Origin of the sequence: Rheinheimera sp. MM224 (genome assembly GCF_947090785.1) — a bacterium.
Classification (GTDB): Bacteria; Pseudomonadota; Gammaproteobacteria; order Enterobacterales; family Alteromonadaceae; genus Pararheinheimera.
Window position 1 is genome coordinate 3,988,929 of the sequence record NZ_OX352320.1, and the last position, 21,622, is coordinate 4,010,550.

Annotated in this window: 13 protein-coding genes and 1 pseudogene; 10 read left to right on the plus strand and 4 right to left on the minus strand. The window is 48.1% G+C overall.

Annotated features, from left to right (window positions below; all coding sequences use genetic code 11):
* Positions 1-75 precede the first annotated feature (75 nt).
* Positions 76-234 (minus strand): hypothetical protein, encoded by a 159-nt coding sequence (locus OM978_RS18705; protein ID WP_264343836.1) that lies wholly within the window; start codon positions 232-234, stop codon positions 76-78.
* Positions 235-574: 340 nt separating this feature from the next.
* Here OM978_RS18705 and OM978_RS18710 point away from each other — a divergent pair.
* The 4 genes and pseudogenes from OM978_RS18710 to OM978_RS18725 form a co-directional block, all read left to right on the plus strand.
* A pseudogene (locus OM978_RS18710) lies at positions 575-829 on the plus strand (type II toxin-antitoxin system RelE/ParE family toxin); the annotation flags it as partial.
* 516 nt (positions 830-1,345) lie between these two features.
* Entirely contained in the window at positions 1,346-4,339 is a 2,994-nt protein-coding gene (locus OM978_RS18715; RefSeq protein WP_264343837.1) for a TonB-dependent receptor, read from the plus strand.
* A gap of 115 nt (positions 4,340-4,454) precedes the next feature.
* Positions 4,455-6,383, plus strand: a complete 1,929-nt coding sequence (locus tag OM978_RS18720) for a sialate O-acetylesterase (protein WP_264343839.1) — start codon at positions 4,455-4,457, stop codon at positions 6,381-6,383.
* On the plus strand, positions 6,380-7,726 hold the full coding sequence (locus OM978_RS18725) for a glycoside hydrolase 5 family protein (RefSeq protein ID WP_264343840.1): 1,347 nt from the start codon (positions 6,380-6,382) through the stop codon (positions 7,724-7,726). The genes OM978_RS18720 and OM978_RS18725 overlap by 4 nt, the downstream gene beginning before the upstream one ends.
* Before the next feature lie 82 nt (positions 7,727-7,808).
* Here OM978_RS18725 and OM978_RS18730 read toward each other — a convergent pair whose 3' ends face one another.
* From OM978_RS18730 to OM978_RS18740, 3 genes are all read right to left on the minus strand, one after another.
* A complete protein-coding gene (locus tag OM978_RS18730) occupies positions 7,809-9,167 on the minus strand; it encodes a phosphomannomutase (RefSeq protein ID WP_264343841.1) in 1,359 nt (452 codons plus the stop codon).
* Positions 9,167-10,342, minus strand: coding sequence for an AGE family epimerase/isomerase (locus OM978_RS18735; RefSeq protein ID WP_264343843.1), 1,176 nt, complete (start codon positions 10,340-10,342; stop codon positions 9,167-9,169). Before OM978_RS18735 ends, OM978_RS18730 begins: the two co-directional genes overlap by 1 nt.
* A gap of 160 nt (positions 10,343-10,502) precedes the next feature.
* Complete coding sequence (locus OM978_RS18740; RefSeq protein WP_264343844.1) at positions 10,503-11,507, minus strand: LacI family DNA-binding transcriptional regulator; 1,005 nt, start codon at positions 11,505-11,507, stop codon at positions 10,503-10,505.
* A 388-nt stretch (positions 11,508-11,895) separates the two neighbouring features.
* Here OM978_RS18740 and OM978_RS18745 point away from each other — a divergent pair, with 388 nt between their 5' ends.
* The 6 genes from OM978_RS18745 (at position 11,896) to OM978_RS18770 (ending at position 21,610) form a co-directional block, all read left to right on the plus strand.
* Positions 11,896-13,755 (plus strand): sodium:solute symporter family protein, encoded by a 1,860-nt coding sequence (locus OM978_RS18745; protein WP_264343845.1) that lies wholly within the window; start codon positions 11,896-11,898, stop codon positions 13,753-13,755.
* Positions 13,756-13,890: 135 nt separating this feature from the next.
* Positions 13,891-15,072: a glycosidase gene (locus tag OM978_RS18750; RefSeq protein WP_264343846.1), complete on the plus strand. Its 1,182-nt coding sequence runs from the start codon at positions 13,891-13,893 to the stop codon at positions 15,070-15,072.
* On the plus strand, positions 15,069-16,265 hold the full coding sequence (locus OM978_RS18755) for an AGE family epimerase/isomerase (RefSeq protein WP_264343847.1): 1,197 nt from the start codon (positions 15,069-15,071) through the stop codon (positions 16,263-16,265). Before OM978_RS18750 ends, OM978_RS18755 begins: the two co-directional genes overlap by 4 nt.
* Before the next feature lie 27 nt (positions 16,266-16,292).
* On the plus strand, positions 16,293-17,768 hold the full coding sequence (locus OM978_RS18760) for a hypothetical protein (RefSeq protein WP_264343849.1): 1,476 nt from the start codon (positions 16,293-16,295) through the stop codon (positions 17,766-17,768).
* Between the two features lie 23 nt (positions 17,769-17,791).
* On the plus strand, positions 17,792-20,314 hold the full coding sequence (locus OM978_RS18765; RefSeq protein ID WP_264343852.1) for a glycoside hydrolase family 3 protein: 2,523 nt from the start codon (positions 17,792-17,794) through the stop codon (positions 20,312-20,314).
* A gap of 60 nt (positions 20,315-20,374) precedes the next feature.
* Positions 20,375-21,610 (plus strand): glycoside hydrolase family 5 protein, encoded by a 1,236-nt coding sequence (locus OM978_RS18770; RefSeq protein WP_264343854.1) that lies wholly within the window; start codon positions 20,375-20,377, stop codon positions 21,608-21,610.
* Positions 21,611-21,622 lie beyond the last annotated feature (12 nt).

Here is a 21,622-nt window from a genome sequence, read left to right on the forward strand (position 1 = left end):
CACAAGTTAGCACTGAACAACGGCAGATAACGGACTAAAAGCCGGAAAGCTGTCAGTCTGGCTGACTTGGTCTGACTACGTGGCTACAGCAATGGGATTGAGCGTAAACACAAAATAACGTCTGGCCCGCCCCTCCCCCACAGCTTTGCTTTGTCCGGCATCAATCAGCTTGGCAATATGACGCTGCAAAGTACGGCGGGCAATAGCAGGATAACTGCTCTGCAGTTCAGCCAAAGTCAGTCTGTAGCTTGACTGATGATCTGGAACAACTCTTGATTAGTGGCTGACATAAATAATCTGGCGCAGTTTAGGCGAACTGCGCCATTTGGTGTTCTTCAGAAGTTTTGGGAAAGCTACGAATGCCCCACGGGGTGAAGGGCAAGAACTGACACCAAAGGTTGCAAGATATTGCCTATGGTGAGGAGTGGGTTGAGGTAAGGTCGGCATACGCACACCGTTGGTTATTTAGGCCTACAAAAAATAACCTCACAGGTAATAATTTATAGACCATTATCTTGGCTTACGGTTTTGTAATGGACATTAGCTTTGGGCGAATTACAGTGTTAACGAGGATTTCACAGCTATCTATGAATATACATTGCTTAATTTCGGTGTTGGTCAGGCAGACCTATACACCAGCCAACTGGAAAATACCTTCCACCTTCTGTTCAGCTCTCCATTGATGGGACATGACTGTCCGGAAATAGCTGTTGGGGTACGTTGGCATGATCACCAGCGCCACACTATTTTTTACCGAAAACGTGATAAAGATATTTTTGTGATCAGAATACTGCATCCACAGATGGAACCTCTGAATCATTTCTTTTAGCTCTGACTAACATCAGGCGGCTCTGATGGGCCTAACAGCGTCAGATTGATAAAGCAGTGCTTCAGCCCCAATGATTCCGGTTACAAATTTAACAGCTTTTTTGTAAAGAGAACCAGTTATCCAGCCCCTCGCCTTTGCCAAAACACTATCAATTAGATATAGCTGAAGCAGTTAAAAATCAGTCGCAACACCAAATAATAAGCAATTGATAATTAATCATTTTCTACATAACTTATTGCTTAACAAGGCCAGCTACGATGAAAAAAAATTCACCAGACAGTTGTGTAAAATTTTCGCATGCACTACATTCTAGAAACCTTGGGGAAGGTTTAAATTAAAATGTAACCGGTTACCATCAGTTAAAGTGTAAAACCTGACTGTGAAGTTTCACTGTTACATAAACTAGAAATACAACGGGTGTTTTGTGTTGCATGCTGTACCACTTTGTCTTAGCGGAGAAGGTGCCTGCTGTCTTGCCTTGCAAAAGAGCCCGACCAGTCAACAGGACAAAGAGATATGAACAATTCCCACAACCAGTTTAAGCGCTGTGCTCTGGCCTTAAGCATCAGCTCCGTATTGGCTATGAGTGCAGGTTATGCTCAGGCTCAGCAAGCAGAACAAACTCAAGCCGAAGATGCACAGATTGAAAAAATTCTGGTGCGAGGCGTCAAAGGATCACAAGTCGCCTCGATCAGCACTAAACGTAACTCAGACCAGGTCGTTGATTCTATAGTGGCTGAAGACATAGGTAAGCTGCCTGACACTACTATTGCCGACTCCTTACAGCGTATTAACGGCGTACAAATCCGCCGCTCTGCAGGTGAAGGTTCAACAGTCAATGTGCGTGGTATGCCACAAGTTGCCACTCTGCTGAACGGCGAACAATTTTTAAGTGCAGGTTCTATTACCACAGTACAACCTGACTTTACTGATATTCCTTCGTCATTGATCTCTGGTGTCGACGTATTAAAGTCCCCTACTGCCAGCACTTTAGCTGGTGGTATTTCCGGCACCATCAACCTGAAAAGCCACAGACCTTTTGATTTGGAAGAAGGCTGGACTTTGGTAGGCGCCACTGAAGGCACTTATGGTTCTTACACTGAAGAAGTGGACGACAAAACCAGTATGTTTGCTGGTTACAACGCCGAAAAATGGGGCGCGGCTTTTTCTGCTACTTACTCCAACTCTAACTTAGCCAATTACCGCAACGGCGCACAAAATGATGGCTGGTGGGGTTTAGCGGGCGAAAGCTGGGCCTGGCCTCAGGGTGCTGCAGATGTCAATGGTGACGGTGATACCACGGACACTTTTTTCAGCTTCCAAAGCCACAGCGCTATGAACCGTTTTGTTGAGCGTGAGCGCTTAGGCTTAACTTCTTCGTTCCAGTACGAGTTGTCTTCCACTTTAACCTTAACTGCTGATGTGTTTTACACCGACATGGATCAGTTTGACCGTGCTTCCGGCATAGTGGCACACAATGCCTGGCAAAACTGGGGCTGGTTTAAACCAGACGCGGCCACTGAAGTAGCACCGGGTTTTTATGCGGTAGAGTCTGTTGATTTAGAATCCCGTGGTTTAAATGCTTACTCACGCAGCGAAGTGGATTACCGCGAATCACTGAATACTAATCTGCAACTGGACTATGACAACGGCGACAGATTTAAAGGCTCAGTGCGTTATTTACATGGCAAAGCCACAGCAGAGCGTACGAAAAACTTTGCAGATTCTTACTTAAATGATGGTTTATCTCAGGTAGGTGCAGACGCCGATTTTGGTAATGGCCCTGTGGCAGTGAACCCAGGTGGTATTCAGGGTTTACCTATTACACAAGCCAATGGCCAGCCGTTACTCGGCAGCAATGGTTTACCTCTGTATTACTATATTCCGGTTTCTATCGATTACCGAGGCGAACATCCAGACTGGAACATAGGGGTCGACACAAGCAATATGGCCAATTACGGTCTGGTCTCTACGTACTCTGAACACAACTCAGATGACGAAGCCAACTTAGATATTTTAAGAGCAGATGGCAGTTATGCCTTTGAGCTGGAAAACTTAACATCTGTCGATTTTGGTGTGCGTTATGCCAAACGTGATGTGACCCGTTTTACTTATGATTTAGTCTCACCTTTTACCTCCAGTGCTGGCAAAACAGTGTATGCCAAATGGAAAGATCCAGCCTCAAGTTTACCTGACACCGGCTTGTCTATTGCCGCTTTGCAGCCGTTTTCTGGTTTACCTGCTGGTTGGGTAAAACAAATCAGCGATTTTGGCCCTGTCACAGGCTTACCTTCAGAGGGTTTGTATTTTATTGATCCTAAAGTGATGGATGATGCTTTGGGTTTCCAGAATGCCTTATACGGCGGCAATGTCCGTCAGAAAAACCCAGCTGACTCTTATGATGTCGAAGAGAAAACCAGCACTGTCTACACTCAGGCTAATTTTGAAGGAGATATCAGCGCTTTAGATCTGCCTTTCCGCGGTAACCTTGGCGTGCAGGTGATTAAAACACAACTGAATGTGGTACAGAATATTCTGGGCGCAACCTCAGTAGTGACAGTAGATGGTGTGGATTACGAAGGTATCTCAGGTACACCTTTATCTGATGCAGGTGATGTGATTACCGACAGAGATTACACAGATGTACTGCCATCTTTTAATATCTCTTTTGATTTAACAGACGAACTGAAACTACGGGCTGCTTATGCCAAAACTATGACAGCGCTCAATACCGACGATTTAGGTTTAGGTTTATCAGTCACCCGTACTATAGATCCAAACAACTCCAGTTTGTTTTTAGCTCAGCAAGCTCAGTCCAATGGTAACCCTATGATGGATCCATGGCGCTCTGACAACTTTGATATCAGTCTGGAATGGTATTTCAGCTCCAGTGGTTTGTTAAGCCTGGGCGCTTTCCGTATGGACATCGAGTCCTTTATTGAGACAGGTACTGTGCTGCGTTCTGATATACCTGATTCTGATGGCGTAGTGCGTAACCCTGCAGTACCTACCCAGACCAAACAAAATGGTCAGGGTGGCACTATTGATGGTATCGAGTTTGGTTACCAGCAAGCCTTTGATTTCCTGCCAGATTTCTGGAGCGGTTTTGGTGTTACTTTTAACTACACTTATGCGCCAAGCGAAAGTGCCAGCAAAGATTACTACGGCGAAACTCTGCCTATTTCGGATAACTCAGAGCATTCTGCCAACTCTATTATCTGGTATGAAAAAGACGGCTTCCAGGCTCGTATTGCTCATAACTACCGCAGCAAGCGTTTACAGTACCCTGTCAATGTCTGGGGTCAGGCTGACTTTGGTTTCTGGCAGCAGCCAACAGCATATGTGGATGCGTCCGTCAGTTATGACATTACAGACAACTTTACTGTCTTTGCTCAGGGTACCAACCTGACTGAAGAGTACGAAGAAAGTTATCTGCAATGGGAAAGTCTGAAAATCAATCAGAACATTTATGAGCGTCGTTATACCTTAGGGTTAAGAGCACGTTTCTAAGCAAAACGCAGCCGGACTTCAGTTTAGACTTTAGTCCGGCTTGTTTTTTTCCATTTTTAAGACCAGTTTAATGCATTGAACTGCTTGAGCAGCTAACCAGAAAAAGAGCACACTGATGTCTAAATTACTCCATAGTTGTTTGATTTTTATGAGCTTGATAAGCACAAGCCTGATGGCAAGCGAACTCACCTTACCGGCACTTTTTGCCGACCATATGGTGCTGCAACGTGACCAGGATCTGAAAATCTGGGGCCAGGCCAAAGCAGGTGACACTGTAGAAGTGGAACTGGCACAAGGTAAAACCTCAGTGCAAGCCGATGCCAATGGCAAATGGCTGGCAACATTAAAACCTCAGCCTGCTGGTGGGCCTTATCAGCTTAAGGTCAAAACAAAAAGCCAAAACATCAGCTTTGACGATGTTTGGCTAGGCGAAGTCTGGGTTGCCTCTGGCCAGTCCAATATGGAATGGAAACTGGGTGCTCAAACTGAAAACTGGCAACAGGAAGTGCAAGACAGCAAGTTGCCACAAATACGGTTTTATACCTTACCCAAAACCTTATCAGCTTTACCCAATCAGCCTGTTCCGGCAGCCAGCTGGATAGTGGCTTCACCTGAAACAGTGGCTGATTTCTCTGCTATTGGCTGGTTTTTTGCTAAACAAAATCATCTGCAAAAAGGCGTAGCTGTAGGTGTAATTGATGCCACCTGGGGCGGCACAGCAGCCGAAGCCTGGACTCCGGCTCAGGCGCTGCTCAATGTGCCTGGTTATGAAAAAGATGCAGCTGATATGCAAGCCCAGCCTGAAGTATGGCAACAACGTATCGAAGAGAACAAACAAAAAGATCAGCAAAAATGGCAATTGATTGCCAGCAATACCGGTGTTGAACAGCTCAAACTGGCTGAACCAGCCACAGATGACAGTCAGTGGCAAAATGTGAGCTTACCTAATACCAAACCCTTGAGTGATATTGTCTGGTTACGCAAAACCGTAAAACTGGAAAAAGCGCCGGCTCAAGCCTCGCTGTTTTTTGGTGATATCAATCAAATTGGCCGTATTTTTGTCAATGGTCAACAAGTGGCCGAAGAAAGCTGGGCTGACTCTACCACTGAAATTAAGTTACCAGCAGGGCTGTTAAAAGCCGGTGACAACCTGATAGCGCTTCGGGTGATCAACAGCTGGGACAATAAAGTCTCAGTAGGCCGCGCCGGTCAGTTGTGGTTAAAAGCCGATGCAAGCCAACTTAATCTGGAAGGTGATTGGCGTTATAAAAATGACGCTGAACCTCAATTACCGGACGTAAAATTCCTGAACTGGAAACCTGGTGTACTCTTTAATGCCATGATCAAACCACTGATGCCTTACGCCGTAAAAGGGGTGATTTGGTATCAGGGCGAAAGTAATGGCGATAAACCTGCGTATTACCACAAGTTATTCAGTACCTTAATTCAAAGCTGGCGTCAGCACTGGCAACAACCTTTGCCGTTTTTATATGTGCAGCTTGCCAGTTATATGAAACCTCAGCCTTACCCTATGGAGAGTAACTGGGCTGAGTTACGTGAAGCTCAAACTAAAACTCTGGCCCTGCCACAAACCGCTATGGCAGTGATCACTGACTTAGGTGATATAGAAGACGTGCATCCACGCCGGAAAAAACCTGTAGCAGAGCGTTTGTATCTGGCGGCCCGCGCCGTGGTTTATGGTGAAGATGTGCTGTATTCAGGCCCGGTGTTAAAAAGCATCAGAGTCCGGGATTCAGGCTTCCGTTTAACCTTTGATCAGGTTGGCACTGGACTCTCAGTCAAAGGCGATCAGTTACTTGGCTTTGCTATTGCCGGACATGACGGCAAATACCATAACGCTCAGGCCAAACTGCTGGGCACTGATCAGGTGCTGGTCTGGAGCGAACAAGTGAAAATCCCTGTCTCTATCCGTTTTGGCTGGGCAGATTACACCTACGCCAACTTATACAACAGTGCAGGATTACCTGCAGTACCTTTCCGGGCTGGTGAACAACAGACAGCTACGGCAGGAGCGGCAAAATGAAATCGTTGAAAACTTTGTTGGGGCTTATGCTGCTGGCTACTTTAGCCAGCTGTGGCAAAGCACCAGTCTCCGAAAACGTTACTGTAGCTACAGACTCTGCAGCGCCTTCAGCTTTTGTGCAGGTGAAAGGTAAGCAGTTTCAGTTAGCGGGCAAACCTTATTATTTTGTTGGTACTAATTTCTGGTATGGCGCTTACTTGGGCGCTGCCGGTGATAAAGGTGACAGAGCTCGTTTAATCAAAGAGCTGGATCAATTAAAAGCTGCTGGTGTGACTAACTTAAGGGTGTTGGCGGCTTCTGAAGCCAGTGCTCTGGTGATGTTGTTAAAACCTGCGATCCAGACAGCACCGGGCCAAATCGATGAAGAACTCTGGCAAGGGTTGGATTTCTTGCTGTCAGAAATGGCGAAACGCGAGATGAAAGCTGTGCTGTTTCTGAATAACTTCTGGCAGTGGTCTGGTGGTATGTCACAGTACGTGGCCTGGCAAACAGGCGAGCCAGTGCTGGACCCAGACTTAACCAAAGACTGGAACGCCTTTATGCAAAACTCAGCACGGTTCTATCGCCTGGCCGAATCACAAGCTTTATACCGCAGCCTTATCAAACAATTGATAGAGCGCAACAATACAGTGACTGGCGTTGCCTATAAAGCCGACCCCACTATTATGAGCTGGCAACTGGCGAATGAACCAAGGCCTGGCAGTGGTGAGGCGGGTGCTGAAAACGCTGAAGTCTATGTGCAGTGGGTGAATGATACAGCTCAGTATATTAAACAGCTGGCCCCACAACAGCTGGTCTCGACCGGCAGCGAAGGCAGCCGTGGCGCTTTAGATAATATGGACTTGTTTATCAAAGCTCACCAGTCGCCTTATGTGGACTACCTGACTTTTCACCTCTGGCCTAAGAACTGGTTGTGGTTTGATATCAAGCAGGCCGAGCAGACTTACGCTTCAGGTTTAGCCGCCTCCAAAACTTATATAGAACAACATATAGCTGTGGCCGATCAGATGAATAAGCCGCTGGTGATGGAAGAATTTGGTATAGAAAGAGACGACGCTGACTACAGGCCCGAAGCCACCACAGTCTGGCGTGATAAGTTTTACACCGAGTTTTTCCAGCTGATAGAACAGGAAGCCAAAGCAGGCCGGGCTATCGCGGGTTCGAACTTCTGGACCTGGGGTGGAGCAGGACGGACTGAAAGAGCAGATTTTATCTGGCAGGAAGGTGATGACTATCTGGGTGATCCACCGCAGGAACCTCAGGGCTTAAATTCAGTCTTTGATCAGGACCAAAACACCATCAGTCTGTTAAAGGCTCATGCGACAGTGATGAATGCGTTGTAAGCCAGAGTTAAAACTTGATCCACACACAAAAGGGCGCTGCAAGCGCCCTTTTCTTATTCTCAAGCCTGTATCTTTAGCCTAACTAAGCCAAAAAGGGCTGTAAGGCCGAAGTCAGCTCTGCAATTTTGCGGGCCAATAATTTAGTATCAGCTCTGGTTTCGACATTAAGCCGCAGCAAAGGCTCAGTGTTCGACATCCGCAGATTAAAGCGCCAGTCGGTAAAACTCAGGCCTAAGCCATCCAGCAGTTCTATTTCTAAGGCCTGCGGCTGATACAAAGCGGCAATAGCAGCTATGGCAGCTTTTGCATCTGTGACCTTAAAATTCAGCTCGTCGCTGCAAGGGAATTGCTGCTGCAATTGCTCGACTAACGCCGACAGCGGTTGGTCTGTGGCAGATAACAAGGCCAGAATAAGCAACCAGGGAATAGTGCCGTTGTCGCAATACGCAAAGTCACGGAAATAATGATGAGCACTGATTTCGCCGCCATAGAGTGCATCTTCAGCGCGCATTTTTTCTTTGATATAGGCATGGCCAGTTTTACTGATCACAGGCACACCACCAGATGCTTTCACTGTTTGTTGCGTAGCCCAGTATAGCCTCGGATCGTAAATGATTTTTTCGCCCGGATTTTTTAGTAATAAAGCTTTGGCCAATAAACTCACCAGATAGTAACCATCCACAAACTGGCCTTTTTCATCAAAAAAGAAGCAGCGGTCAAAGTCACCATCCCAGGCTACACCTAAATCGGCTTGATGAGCTGTAATAGCAGCACTGGTGTTCAGGCGGTTTTCCACCAGCAAAGGGTTGGGCACCCCATAAGGGAAAGTGCCATCCGGCTCAAACTGCAGTGGCACTATCTCTATCGGCAACAAAGGCGCTAAGGCCTTGACCACCAGCCCTGCCCCACCATTACCAGGGTTCATCACTACTTTAAGTGGCTTTAAAGTTGTGACATCAAGGTAGGTCAGCAAATGTTCGACATAAGCAGGTAAGGTATTCTGTTGCTGATAACCTCCTGTGGTGACAGGGGCAGGAAATTCTGCGCTGGCGACTAAATCCCGAATCGCATTAAGGCCAGTGTCTGCACTGATGGGCGCTGAGCCTTTACCAACAAATTTCATACCGTTGTAATTGGCAGGATTATGGCTTGCCGTAACACAAATACCGGCATCCGCCTCTAAATGAAACACCGAAAAATACACTTGCTCAGTGCCGCATAAACCTATGTCGATCACATCAGCGCCACCATCCTGCAAGCCGCGGGCTAAAGCCGCACTTAAAGATGGGCTGGATAAACGAATGTCGTGCCCTATAACTACGATTTTGGCGGACAGCTGCAGACATAAAGCCCGGCCTATACGGTACGCCAGACCTTCATTAAGCTGAGCTGGGACTATGCCACGAATATCGTAGGTTTTAAAACAGTCGGTTGACCACATCAGAGTTTTCCATTTTGCTGAGTTTGACAATAGGCCTGAGCTTCTAAGCCTGCGACCATCAAATGATAGAGTGTACTGGCTGGCGCGTCTGCTACACAAATCTGATTATCTGCATCAAGCTGATCAACATATAAACCGGTTACATCTGAGTTCAGATAAAAACGAAACAATAAATCTATAGCCAAAGCCGCATGTTGCTCTGCCTGAAGCTTATATGCTGAGTCTGAACTGGCTTTGGCCTGAGCCAGACTGGCTTTAATAAGCTCTGTCAGAGGCCAGAGTCTTTTGGTCTTTTTAATTGCTTCGCCACTGGGTAATACTTCGTCATAAATCAGCCCTGAGCCGGTTTCAATGCCCAGCTTCAGGCCATTTTGATACAAGGTTTCGCAATACTGATCAACAGGAGTGCCTGTCAGCTGCTGGTACCAGCGTAATAACCAGACCCATTCAAACATATGACCTGGCTCAACGATTTGGCCCTGAATTCCTGGCATCGGTTGCCATTGCTCAGTGAAGTATTCCAGCAAAATCCCGGGCTCTGGGCGGAAAAATACAGTCTCAAACAAAGTATAAATTTGCCCGGCTTTGGCCAGCCATTTACCGTCTTTTGTCGCCTGATACAAAGCCAAAAAAGCTTCGAATAAATGCATATGAGGGTTTTGCCGACGGTAAGGACTGTTGTAATCCCCTTCCATCCAGCCGCCAGGCGCAGCACGGAATTGCTGCTCTATATGTTCCAGTAATTTATTGGCCTGATCCAGCGCCTGCAGATCAGAAAAACTCTGATACCTGTAAGCGCAGGACAGCAGAAAAAAGGCGAAGTCGTAGGCATCCAGTTTTTGATCCAGCTGCTGGCCGGCAGAATTCAGACTATGCACATAACCTGCGGCAGCACTGTGTTTTTTCGCATGCTGATTTAAAAACTGCTGGATACCTGCCACTTTTTCCAGTGCATCAGGCAACCAGCCTTGCTGGTAAGCAGCTGCAAACACAAAGACTTGCCTGGCCTGCACCCGGCTTCTAAACACAGCGCTGAGATCTGGCTGGTGATCGGCATTAAATTTTTCGTACACAGCACCAGTCTGTGGATGAATGCCTTGCTGACTCCAGAATGGCAGCGCTGAATTTTTCAGCCAGGCACTGAATTTCTGGCTTTGGAGCAGTAACGACAACATGCAGGGACACCTGAAACAGGATGCCAGCACAATATTTTTAGGTCTGCTTGGGGAAGTCCGGCCAATACTGTGCTGACAAAGCTAAAGTTGCCCCAAATGTAACTGGTTACATTGCGCTTTGCAAATCGATTTTCAGCAGAGTACAACCTGACTTCTGAACTTACTTTTTATTTTGTGGTGCTGGCCCTGTGCTTTGACGAATAACAAATTCATAAGGTAAAACAAACTCAGTGCTGCCTTCATGAGTACCGTCCAACAGCTGGAACAACAACTCTGCAGCCTTTTCACCTATTTTGCCAGCTGGCTGAGCTATGGTGGTTAATGCAGGGTCGCTGTATTTGGCAAATTCCAGATCGTCAAAACCTGTGACAGAGATGTCCTCTGGCACTCTGAAGCCCTTACTTTTCAATCCCTTAATAGCACCAATTGCCATTTCATCATTCATGCAAAATAGTGCAGTTGGAGGTGTTGCCATACGGCTGAAATGACCAGATGCATTTAAACCCGACCACAAGGTAAAGTCACCTTCGGCCACTAAAGCAGGGTCAAATTCTATACCAGCGTCAGCCAAAGCCGCTTTGTAACCACGCATACGGTCTATGGCGTGCGGGTTATCTTTTAAGCCTGAGATCATGCCAATGCGCTTGTGTCCCAGCGAAATCAGGTACTGCATCACTTCTTTTGCAGCAGCGACGTTATCAATACGCACCGCAGGATAAGGAGTGTTTTCACAGCCGCTGGCATTGACTGCTGTTACATGGGCTTTGGGCAATAAACTGTTATTGGTTTTATAAGGCCGCAGCTGAATTAAACCGTCTGCCTGACGGGTCTCCACTAAATGGATAAACTCCTGTTCGCGCTGCATAGAGTCGCGGGTATCTCCCAGCAACACATTAAAACCACGCTTTTGCGCCACGTTTTCAATGCCGCTGATCACAGTGGAGAAAAACAGGTTGGCTATATTAGGCACCAGCACCACTATGCTATTGGCGCTGTTATAGCGGAATTTTTGCGACAACATATTAGGTCTGTACTGCAGTTTTTCGATAGCGGCCTGTACCCTTTTCAGGCTTTCAGGCGACACTTTTTCCGGCGTACTCAAAGCACGGGACACTGTAGCTATAGATAAACCTGCCTGTTTGGATACATCGCGGATTGTAGACATGAGTACGAACCTTTGTGACTGATTTATTAGAGTTTTTCAGCGTTTTGTTTTTTTAAACCCAAGGCCATTGCAGTTGCGCCGCGATAACAAAAGCGCACAACCCCATTAAGATAGTCAGGCCATCTGATTAGGCTGGTCAACGCAGTCAACAAAGCGGCAGCTTCAAGAGCGAAGGGGACATTCTACACAAAGCGTTATAAGCCAGTGCAGAAATAAACGCAAATAACAGCTTGCCAACTGAACATAAAAAGGTAAACTCAAAACCAATCAGTAACCGGTTACATGGCATTCCATGCACTCATTACTGTAAAAAATAAAACAAAAAACAGGCCTGCTAACTGATTAACCACCAGCCAGGGCCGGACAAGTCAACAGAGACGAATAACAGATGAATTTAGCTCCAATAGATATTGCCATAGTGCTGGCTTATATTGCCCTGTCGCTATGGATCGGCTTTTGGATTGCCAACAAAGCCAATAAAGATATGCAAAGTTACTTCCTCGGTGGTAACAAAATGCCCTGGTATTATCTGGGCTTGTCCAATGCTTCAGGTATGTTTGATATCAGCGGCACTATGTGGATGGTGTATCTGTTATTTATTTACGGCTTAAAAAGCGTGTTTATCCCCTGGCTTTGGCCTGCCTTTAATCAAATCTTCCTGATGGTGTTTTTATCGATCTGGTTACGCCGCTCTGGTGTGATGACAGGTGCCGAATGGATCACCTTCCGCTTTGGTAACAGCCGTGGCGCGCAGTGGAGCCATTTAATAGTAGTGCTGTTTGCACTCTTGAGCGTGATTGGCTTTCTGGCTTATGGTTTTATCGGCATAGGTAAATTTGCAGCGGCCTTTTTGCCATGGCAACTGTCGGCTGATGCTCATAGTAACGAAGTATTGTACGGTTTAATCATCACCTTAATCACCACAGCTTATGTGGTCAAAGGTGGCATGTTCAGTGTGGTCATCACCGAAGTGGTGCAGTTTATTATTATGACCTTCGCCTGTATCGCCATAGGGATAATTGCGATGGTGCAGGTGTCGCCGGATATGCTGGCTGCCGCTGTGCCTGAAGGCTGGCATAGCCTGGCCTTTGGCTGGAACTTAGAATTGGATTGGTCAGAATTACTGGCGTCGGCTAATCAGAAGATAGTTGAAGATGGCTGGTCTTTGTTTTCGGTGTTTTTTATGCTGGTGCTGTTTAAAGGCTTTTTACAGAGCATGGCAGGCCCTGCACCAAATTACGATATGCAGCGGGTGTTATCAGCAAAAACTCCGGTAGAAGCGGCAAAAATGAGCTGGGTTGTGAATGTGGTGCTGCTGTTTCCACGTTATATGATGATCACAGGTTTAGCTGTGCTGGCTCTGGTGTTTTTCCGCGATGAGCTGAATGCGATGGGCCCGAATGTCGACTTTGAGCAAATTCTTCCTTTTGCCTTGGTCAACTATATCCCGGCTGGTTTATTGGGTTTAGTCATAGCGGGTTTACTTGCGACTTTTATGTCGACCTTTGCCGCTACAGTCAATGCAGCCCCTGCTTATCTGGTCAATGACATCTATAAAAAATACGTCAATGCCGACGCAGCGCCTAAAACGTACGTCAAGCTTAGCTACCTGGTGTCTTTGTTGTTTGTCGTGATAGGCACAGCCATAGGCTTATTTATTCCATCGCTGAACGAACTGATTTTATGGCTGGTATCCGCTTTATACGGTGGCTATACCGCAGCTAACTTATTGAAATGGTACTGGTGGCGCTTTAACGGCTATGGCTATTTCTGTGGCATGCTGGCCGGTATTGTCACTGCTATTCCAATGATGTTTACCTCAGTATCGCCTTTGTATGCTTTCCCTGTACTCTTTGCATTTTGTTTGCTGACCTGCGTCGTAGCAAGCTTGTTAACACCGGCCGATGAGATGGCGGTATTAAAAGAGTTTTATCGTAAAACCAGACCTTGGGGCTTTTGGGCACCCGTATTAGCCGAACTGCAAAAAGATGATCCAGCTATTGCGCCAAACCGCGATTTTGGCCGCGATATGATCAATGTTTGTGTAGGTATTGTCTGGCATACCAGCTTAACAGCAGCTCCGATTTTTATGGTGATCCAATACTGGAGCGCTTTTGCCGGCACTATGTTGATAGCGGCTCTGACCAGTATTTTCCTGAAATATTATTGGTGGGACCAATTGCGCGATCATCCCGATGATCGGCCTGTCGTTGTGGCAGCTTCAGGCGAAATCGTTACACATAAATAAAAAAACATCATCTTTGGTTGGCTATTCTATGCTCAACTAAAGATAAACATGTAACCGGTTCCCAATAGTAGAAATATTGGGAACTCAGAAACAACAAAGCATCAGCTATCTATCGAGAAAGGGTGAACAGTTCCCATGACTTTTAAGCAAAACGTAGAGCAATTATTCGCAGAGCATCAAAAATTACTCTCTTTACCTAATCAGCCTGTTGCAGCCAGTAATGGGGTTTATCGCCGCTGGCAAAACCCTATTTTAACTGCAGCCCATGCGCCTTTAACCTGGCGTTATGACTTTAGCGAACAACGTAACCCTTTGTTACTGGAACGTAATGGCATTAATGCGGCCTTTAACTCAGGTGCTATCTACTGGCAGGGTAAATACATTCTGGTGGTGCGGGTTGAAGCCAACGACCGTAAATCCTTTTTCGCTGTGGCAGAAAGTGCCAATGGCGTCGATAACTTTGTCTTTTGGCCCAAGCCTGTCACTATGCCGGAAACCGACAGGCCAGACACCAACGTCTACGATATGCGCCTGACGGCTCATGCTGATGGTTACATTTATGGTTTGTTTTGTACTGAGCGCAAAGATTTAAGCCGTCCTGAGGATACCTCTGCAGCTGAGGCTCAGTGTGGTATTGCCCGTACCAAAGATTTAGTCAATTGGGAACGTTTGCCGGATTTAGTCACTTATTCTGGCCAGCAGCGCAACGTAGTATTGCATCCGGAATTCGTTGACGGCAAATATGCCTTATACACCAGACCACAAGATGGTTTTATCAGTGTGGGTACTGGTGGTGGTGTTGGCTGGGGTTTAACAGACTCTATGGTCAATGCCGAAGTGAAGCAGGAAGTGATAGTAGACCCTAAGGTGTATCACGCTATTCATGAAGTGAAAAACGGCCAGGGCCCTGCCCCAATCAAAACCGACAAAGGTTGGTTGCATTTAGCTCATGCGGTGCGTAACACAGCTGCAGGTTTACGTTATGTGCTTTATGTCTTTATGACCGACTTAGAAAAACCCTGGCTGGTGACACACAGACCTGCTGGTCATTTTATTGCCCCTGAAGGCGCAGAGCGGGTGGGTGATGTATCAAATGTGACCTTCAGTAATGGTTGGATAGTGAACGAAAACAACGAAGTTTTTATTTATTACGCCTCATCCGACACCCGTATGCATGTTGCCACCAGCACAGTGGCTCAACTGGTGGATTACGCTATCAATACACCGGAAGACGGTTATCGCTCTGCCTTAACAGTGCAGCGTATCAATGCGCTGGTCGACGGCAATGAGCAGGCCTTAAAGGATTTAGGCTTATGATGCAGACGTTGCCTCTGACGGCGCCCCATTGCCGGGCGCACTGCGCAACTATTGCGCGTTGGTGGAGCGATCATGCAGTAGACCCGGCCGGAGGCTTTTATGGTCAAATCAATGATGATGGCAGTGTCGAAGTCAATGCCAATAAAGGCGTTATCCTGAATACCCGTATTTTGTGGTTTTTCAGTGAAGCCGCCGTTTTTCTCGATTCGGCAGAATGTAAAGCCCTGGCTAGCCGGGCTTATCATTACCTGCTGGATCATTTTGACGATAAAACTGCCGGTGGCGTGTTTTGGGAGCTGGATGCTCAGGGCCAACTGGTCAATGGTAAAAAACAAACTTACGCTCAGTCTTTTGCCATTTACGCTTTGTGTGCTTATTACAAGGCCACTGGCGAGCAGGCTGCTTTGGATAAAGCCCTGTGCTATTTTCAGCTGCTGGAGCAACACAGCTGGGATCAGCAACAACTGGGTTACCTGGAGGCGTTTTCACAAAGCTGGCAGGCACTGCAGGATTTGCGCTTAAGTGACAAAGATTTAAATTATCCTAAGACCATGAATACCCATTTGCATGTGCTGGAAGCTTATACCGCTTTGTATCTGCAGCATAAAACCGCTGAAGTGCAGCAGGCGTTAGAGCGGCTGACGCTGCTGTTTGCCGAGCGTATCGTCAATGCCAGCAATGGCCATTTACGACTTTTTATGGATATGGACTGGGCCGATCATTCGCCTTTTTATTCTTATGGCCATGATATTGAAGCCAGCTGGTTACTCTGGGAAGCGCTGCGCGCTTTGGACGATCAACACTTACTGCAGATATACCGGCCTTTAGTAGTACAGATGGCAGAAGTGGCGTTGCAGCAAGGCTTATGTGCAGATGGCCATCTGGCCGATGAGTGGCACCTTGCCACGCAACAGCAGCATCAGCAAAGTTGCTGGTGGATCCAGGCTGAAGCCTTAGTGGGCTTTTTAACCGCATGGCGTTTAACCGATGATATGGGCTATTTCAGCGCTGCCGAAGGGCTTTGGGATTATATTCAGCGCGAACATATAGACGCTGTAGGCGGTGAATGGCATTGGCTGGCAGCATCTAATCCGGACCGTGCGACTCAGTACAAAGTAGGTTTCTGGAAAGGACCTTACCACAGTGGTCGCGCCATGATGGAAGCGGCTTTGCTGCTGGAGCAATCTCACTAAACAATCTTATTGTAAAAAGGAGTAAGCATGCATCGCTGGTTGATCAGTTTGCTGTTGTGTATCAGTACCAGTCCTGTCCTGGCTTTTGACCACTTTATCAGCCGTCAGGGCCACCAATTGCTGGATGGTACACAAGAATTCCGATTTGCTGGCTTGCATGCGCCTGAGCTGCATCGATTAGAAGACGACGCCCGCGGTGTTTGTGCTGCCGATCCCAGAGGCTGGGGCCAATACTTTAACTGGCCTACGGCAGAAGAGCAGGAAAACTGGTTTCAGGCCTTAAGTTTTACCGGCCACAAAGCCATGCGGGTTTATGTACTCTCTGTGGCACATCCAGCCGATGCCGCCTGTGGCCGTGAAACTCATATTCTGCCACCGGCCACAGCAGGCGCTATGCCGGTGCTGAACGAAAAAGCCATGCTGGTGTATGACCGCATGATAGCGCTGGCTGAACAGTATCAAATCCGGCTGATTTTGCCTTTTATTGACCACTGGGACTGGTGGGGTGGCCGGGCTCAACTGGCCGCTTTTTACGGCGAAACAGCAGAGGATTTTTACCGCACCGACAGCCGCACTTATCAGGCCTATCTGGATATTATCCGCCAGGTGATCCAGCGCAAAAACAGCATCACTGGCCGTTTGTATGCGGAAGAAAAAGCCATTTTGGCCTGGGAAACCGGCAATGAACTGAAAGACAGCACCGCAGACTTTGTGCAAAAAACAGTGGCTCAAATCAAAAAGTACGCCCCCAACCAGCTCGCAGTTGACGGTACTTATTTAAAGATTATTCCGGAGTCACTGACCAACCCGCAGGTCGATATTATCTCCAACCATTTTTACACCACCAACAACAATAATAACCCGGAGCAAGTGACAAAAGATCTGGCGGCTATTGGCGGGAAAAAGGTGTATCTGATTGGTGAGTTTGGTTTAACCGACACCAGGAATATCGGCGCTATTCTGCACTCTGCTGTGCATAGTGAAGTCAAAGGGGCTAAAACCGCAGGCGTTTTTGTCTGGGGCTGGCGTGGTCAGCGTCACAATGGCGGTTTTTATTACCACAAAGAATACACAGGTCATTACAGCTACCGTTTGCCTGGTTTTGCTGAAGCTGATTTTAACGATGAGCAACAAGTAGTGAATTTAGTCCGCCAGGCTCAGGCGACTTTGGCGGGTAAAGCCCAACCTGATGCTTTACCTCTGCCTTTGGCGCCTAAGCTCAGAGCCATCACAGATCCTATGAATATCCAATGGCTGGGCGCCGCTGTAGCCCGGCATTACCGCATCGAAAGAGCCAGTTCAGCACAAGGGCCATGGCAGTTGCTAGCTGACAAAGTTTCAAATGCCAAACTGCCGTTTGCCCCGGCCAAAGATAGGATTTTTTCCGACCCGACCGCATTAAAACAACAAGGCACAGTGTATTACCGTGTGATAGCGGTGAACGAAACTGGCCAGTCAGAACCGTCCAACATCCAAAGCTGGACTAGTGCTGCAGCACTCTAATAAAAGTAACAAGGATACATAACATGAACAGAACTTCGCTGTTGCTGAGCTTAGTGGCTCTGGCAGCCACAGCATCGCAGGCGGCAGACAGCTGGCCCAAAGCTCAGTCGCCACTGAAAGCGGATCCAGCGCTGGAACAAAAAATTAATCAGCTGCTTGGAAAAATGACAGCTGAAGAAAAAGTCGGCCAGCTGATCCAGCCGGAAATTAAACACCTGACGCCGGCTGATGTTCGCAAATTTCATATTGGCTCAGTACTGAATGGCGGCGGTTCAGTGCCACAGGGCATCAAACAACATCAAGCCAGCGACTGGGTGAAGATGGCAGACGCCTATTATCAGGCTTCTATGGATGCTTCCGATGGTTTTGCTGCCATTCCTATCGCCTGGGGCACTGATGCTGTGCACGGTGTAGGTAACTTGTATGGCGCCACTTTATACCCACACAACATCGCCTTAGGTGCGACACGCAACCCTGAACTGATCCGGAAAATTGGTGCAGCCACAGCAGCAGAACTTGCAGCTACGGGCCTGGACTGGAACTTTGCTCCTACTGTGGCCGTGGCACAGGATGACAGATGGGGCCGCACTTACGAGTCTTATGCGGAGCAGCCAGAGCTGGTGGCCTCTTATGCCGCCGCTTTGGTGGAAGGTTTGCAAGGCAAAGCCAATAGCACGGGCTGGTTTGGCGCTGGCCAGGTGATCTCAACCGCTAAACATTTTATTGGTGATGGCGCTACGTTAGATGGCATAGACCGCGGTGATGCGGTGATCGACGAGCAGCAATTGCGCGAGCGCCATGCCGCAGGTTACTACAGCGCTATAGCAGCTGGTGTGCAGTCTATTATGGCGTCATTTAACAGCTGGCAAGGGGAGCGTTTGCATGGTCACCGCTATCTGTTAACCGAAGTGCTGAAAAACCAGATGGGTTTTGACGGTCTGGTGATAGGTGACTGGGACGGCCATAGTTTTGTCAGCGGCTGTAGCCCAGTCAGCTGCCCTGCATCTATTAATGCAGGTGTCGATATTCTGATGGCACCGAATGCCAACTGGAAAGAGCTGTATGCCAATACCCTGGCTCAAGTGAAATCCGGTGAAATTCCAGCGGCGCGACTGGATGATGCTGTGCGGCGTATTTTGCGGGTCAAGTTTCGCTCTGGTTTATTTAACAAAGGATTACCATCCAGCCGCGCCCTGGCAGGCCAGCAACAACTGATAGGCTCGGCTGAGCACAGAGCTGTTGCCCGTCAGGCCGTGCGTGAGTCTTTGGTGTTACTGAAAAACCAACAACAGTTATTACCTTTAGCACCACAAGCTAAAATCCTGGTGACAGGAGATGGCGCAGACAATATAGGCAAACAAACCGCAGGCTGGAGTTTAAGCTGGCAAGGCACAGGCAACAGCAACAGCGATTTCCCGGGCGCTACTTCTATTTATCAGGGCATGGCCGCTGCTGTAACTGCAGCTGGGGGTCAAATCGAGTTAAGTAAAGACGCCAGCTTTAAACAAAAACCTGATGTCGCGGTCGTAGTCTTTGGTGAAGAACCTTATGCCGAAATGCAGGGTGACACCCAGAATCTGCTGTATAAAAACGGCGACGACACAGACCTTAAACTGTTGAAACAACTCAAAGCTCAGGGTATTCCTGTCGTTGCTTTGTTTATCACAGGCCGGCCTTTATGGCTGAACCGGGAACTGAACGCTGCAGACGTTTTTATGGTGGTCTGGCAACCTGGCACCGAAGGTGCTGGTGTTGCCGATGTGCTCTTCAAAGCCAAAGATGGCTCAGTACCTTACCCTGTCAAAGGCAAACTGTCGTTCTCCTGGCCAGCCACAGTAGAGCAACTGGTGCTGAATAAAGCTGACGCGAACTACCAGCCGCTATTCGCCTATGGCTATGGCTTGAGTTACGGCGAACAGGACAAGCTCAGTAAAGCTTTGCCTGAAGTGATGCCAAAAGCCAAAGTATCACAAGACCAACTGGCTCTATTTAAGCGCCGGCCTTTAGCCCCATGGCAAGTGCAAGTGATAGGCTCAGAAAATAACAGAGCCTTGATGACAGGCCAAAGCATCAGCGTCGATTCCATTAGTGTTAAAGCAGTGGATTACCAGGTGCAGGAAGATGCCCGCGAAGTCAGCTGGAATGGCAAAGGTTTAGGCGCAGTGATGTTGGCCAGTCAAAACCGTCAGGATTTATCCGCCTACTGGCGTGACGGCGCTGTGCTGAAATTTAAACTGAATGTCAGCGCAGCCCCAACTGCTGCAGCTTTTGTCGCTATAGGCTGTGGTCCTTCCTGCTTATCAAAAGTGGATATCACAGCTGAGCTTAAGCAACGCGCCGGTAAAGGCTGGCAGGATTTTGCGGTAGCGCTGAACTGTTTCCCGGACGCAGGCTCGGACTTTGGTTTGGCCCAGCCGCCTGAAGCGCTGTTTAAACTGGTGCTGGAACCTTTTGGTTTGCAAAGCAGCGGTAGTTTAAAACTAAGTTTTGCTGATGTAGAGCTGAGCAAAACCCATAAAGCGGATAAAAACTGCGCAGCGCTTTAAGTAAGACAGCCCGGCGCCAGAACTTCTGGCGCTGGCTCCTTGCACCACGAGGATCATCTTATGTTTAACCTTAGGCTCGCCCAAGCGAAGCGCCTGATTCTGCTCCTGACCTGCTGTTCACTTTGCGCCTGCAGTGGCAGCGCCAGCTCACCTGCGCTGCAGGATACAGCTAGTGCAGCCTCAGCCTTGGTGCAATTTCCAGATTACAATACCAATGCTGCGACACCGGATAAGACTGGAATGAGCAGTACTGCCAGCGAACTGGCCAGCCGTATCCGGATAGGACTGAATATAGGCAATACGCTGGAGGCAGTTGGCAACCAGGGGGAAAAATCCTGGGGCAACCCAGCTATCACAGCCGACTTTATCGCTCTGGCAAAAAAATCTGGTTTTAATGCGATACGTTTGCCTGTGTCCTGGGACCAATATGCCGATCAGAGGACTGCCGCTCTGGATCCGGCCTGGCAAAATCGCATTAAACAGGTGGTGCAGTACTGCATCGACAACGACCTGTATGTGCTGGTGAATATTCACTGGGATGGTGGTTGGCTGGAGCTTAATGTGACGCCTGAAAAACAGCAGCAGGTGAATGCCCGCCAAAAAGCCTACTGGCAACAAATCGCGACCTTATTGCGTGATTTTGACGAGCGCCTGATCTTTGCCAGCGCCAACGAACCACATGTCGAAAACGCTGAGCAGATGGCGGTGCTGCTGTCTTATCACCAGACCTTTATTGATACAGTCCGGGCCACAGGCGGCAAAAATACCTACCGGACTCTGGTTGTGCAAGGACCTGCAACTGATATCGAAAAAACCCGCGGCTGGATGCATCAGCTTCCGACCGATCCAATTCAGGATCGAATGATGCTGGAGCTGCACTATTACAGCCCCTATAACTTCACCCTGATGGCTGAAGATGCATCCTGGGGCAAAGCGGCCTACTACTGGGGTAAAGACTTTATGTCTGACACGGATTCTGAACGCAACGCCAGCACAGACGAAGACTATGTCGACCAGATGTTTAGCTCTGTGAAAAAACAATTTGTGGACGCGGGCATACCCGTTATTTTGGGCGAGTTTGGTGCTGACACCCGCAGTAAGCTCACAGGCGATGAGCGAACACGCCACCTCAATAGCAGGGCCCACTATTTCAACTACGTGACCAGAAGCGCCATAGCACATGGCATAGTGCCCTTTTACTGGGACACTGGTACTTTGCTGGACAGGCGTCACAACAAAGTATTGGATCAACAAGCCCTGAATGCGCTGATGTCAGGCAGCAGCGCATTCAAATAACCAGCAAGCGGG

Excerpts from the sequence above, each read along its gene's own strand:
- OM978_RS18715 (WP_264343837.1), top strand. The coding sequence starts at position 1,346 with ATGAACAATTCCCACAACCAGTTTAAGCGCTGTGCTCTGGCCTTAAGC.
- OM978_RS18720 (WP_264343839.1), top strand. The coding sequence starts at position 4,455 with ATGTCTAAATTACTCCATAGTTGTTTGATTTTTATGAGCTTGATAAGC.
- OM978_RS18725 (WP_264343840.1), top strand. The coding sequence starts at position 6,380 with ATGAAATCGTTGAAAACTTTGTTGGGGCTTATGCTGCTGGCTACTTTA.
- OM978_RS18730 (WP_264343841.1), bottom strand. The coding sequence starts at position 9,167 with ATGTGGTCAACCGACTGTTTTAAAACCTACGATATTCGTGGCATAGTC.
- OM978_RS18735 (WP_264343843.1), bottom strand. The coding sequence starts at position 10,342 with ATGTTGTCGTTACTGCTCCAAAGCCAGAAATTCAGTGCCTGGCTGAAA.
- OM978_RS18740 (WP_264343844.1), bottom strand. The coding sequence starts at position 11,507 with ATGTCTACAATCCGCGATGTATCCAAACAGGCAGGTTTATCTATAGCT.
- OM978_RS18745 (WP_264343845.1), top strand. The coding sequence starts at position 11,896 with ATGAATTTAGCTCCAATAGATATTGCCATAGTGCTGGCTTATATTGCC.
- OM978_RS18750 (WP_264343846.1), top strand. The coding sequence starts at position 13,891 with ATGACTTTTAAGCAAAACGTAGAGCAATTATTCGCAGAGCATCAAAAA.
- OM978_RS18755 (WP_264343847.1), top strand. The coding sequence starts at position 15,069 with ATGATGCAGACGTTGCCTCTGACGGCGCCCCATTGCCGGGCGCACTGC.
- OM978_RS18760 (WP_264343849.1), top strand. The coding sequence starts at position 16,293 with ATGCATCGCTGGTTGATCAGTTTGCTGTTGTGTATCAGTACCAGTCCT.
- OM978_RS18765 (WP_264343852.1), top strand. The coding sequence starts at position 17,792 with ATGAACAGAACTTCGCTGTTGCTGAGCTTAGTGGCTCTGGCAGCCACA.
- OM978_RS18770 (WP_264343854.1), top strand. The coding sequence starts at position 20,375 with ATGTTTAACCTTAGGCTCGCCCAAGCGAAGCGCCTGATTCTGCTCCTG.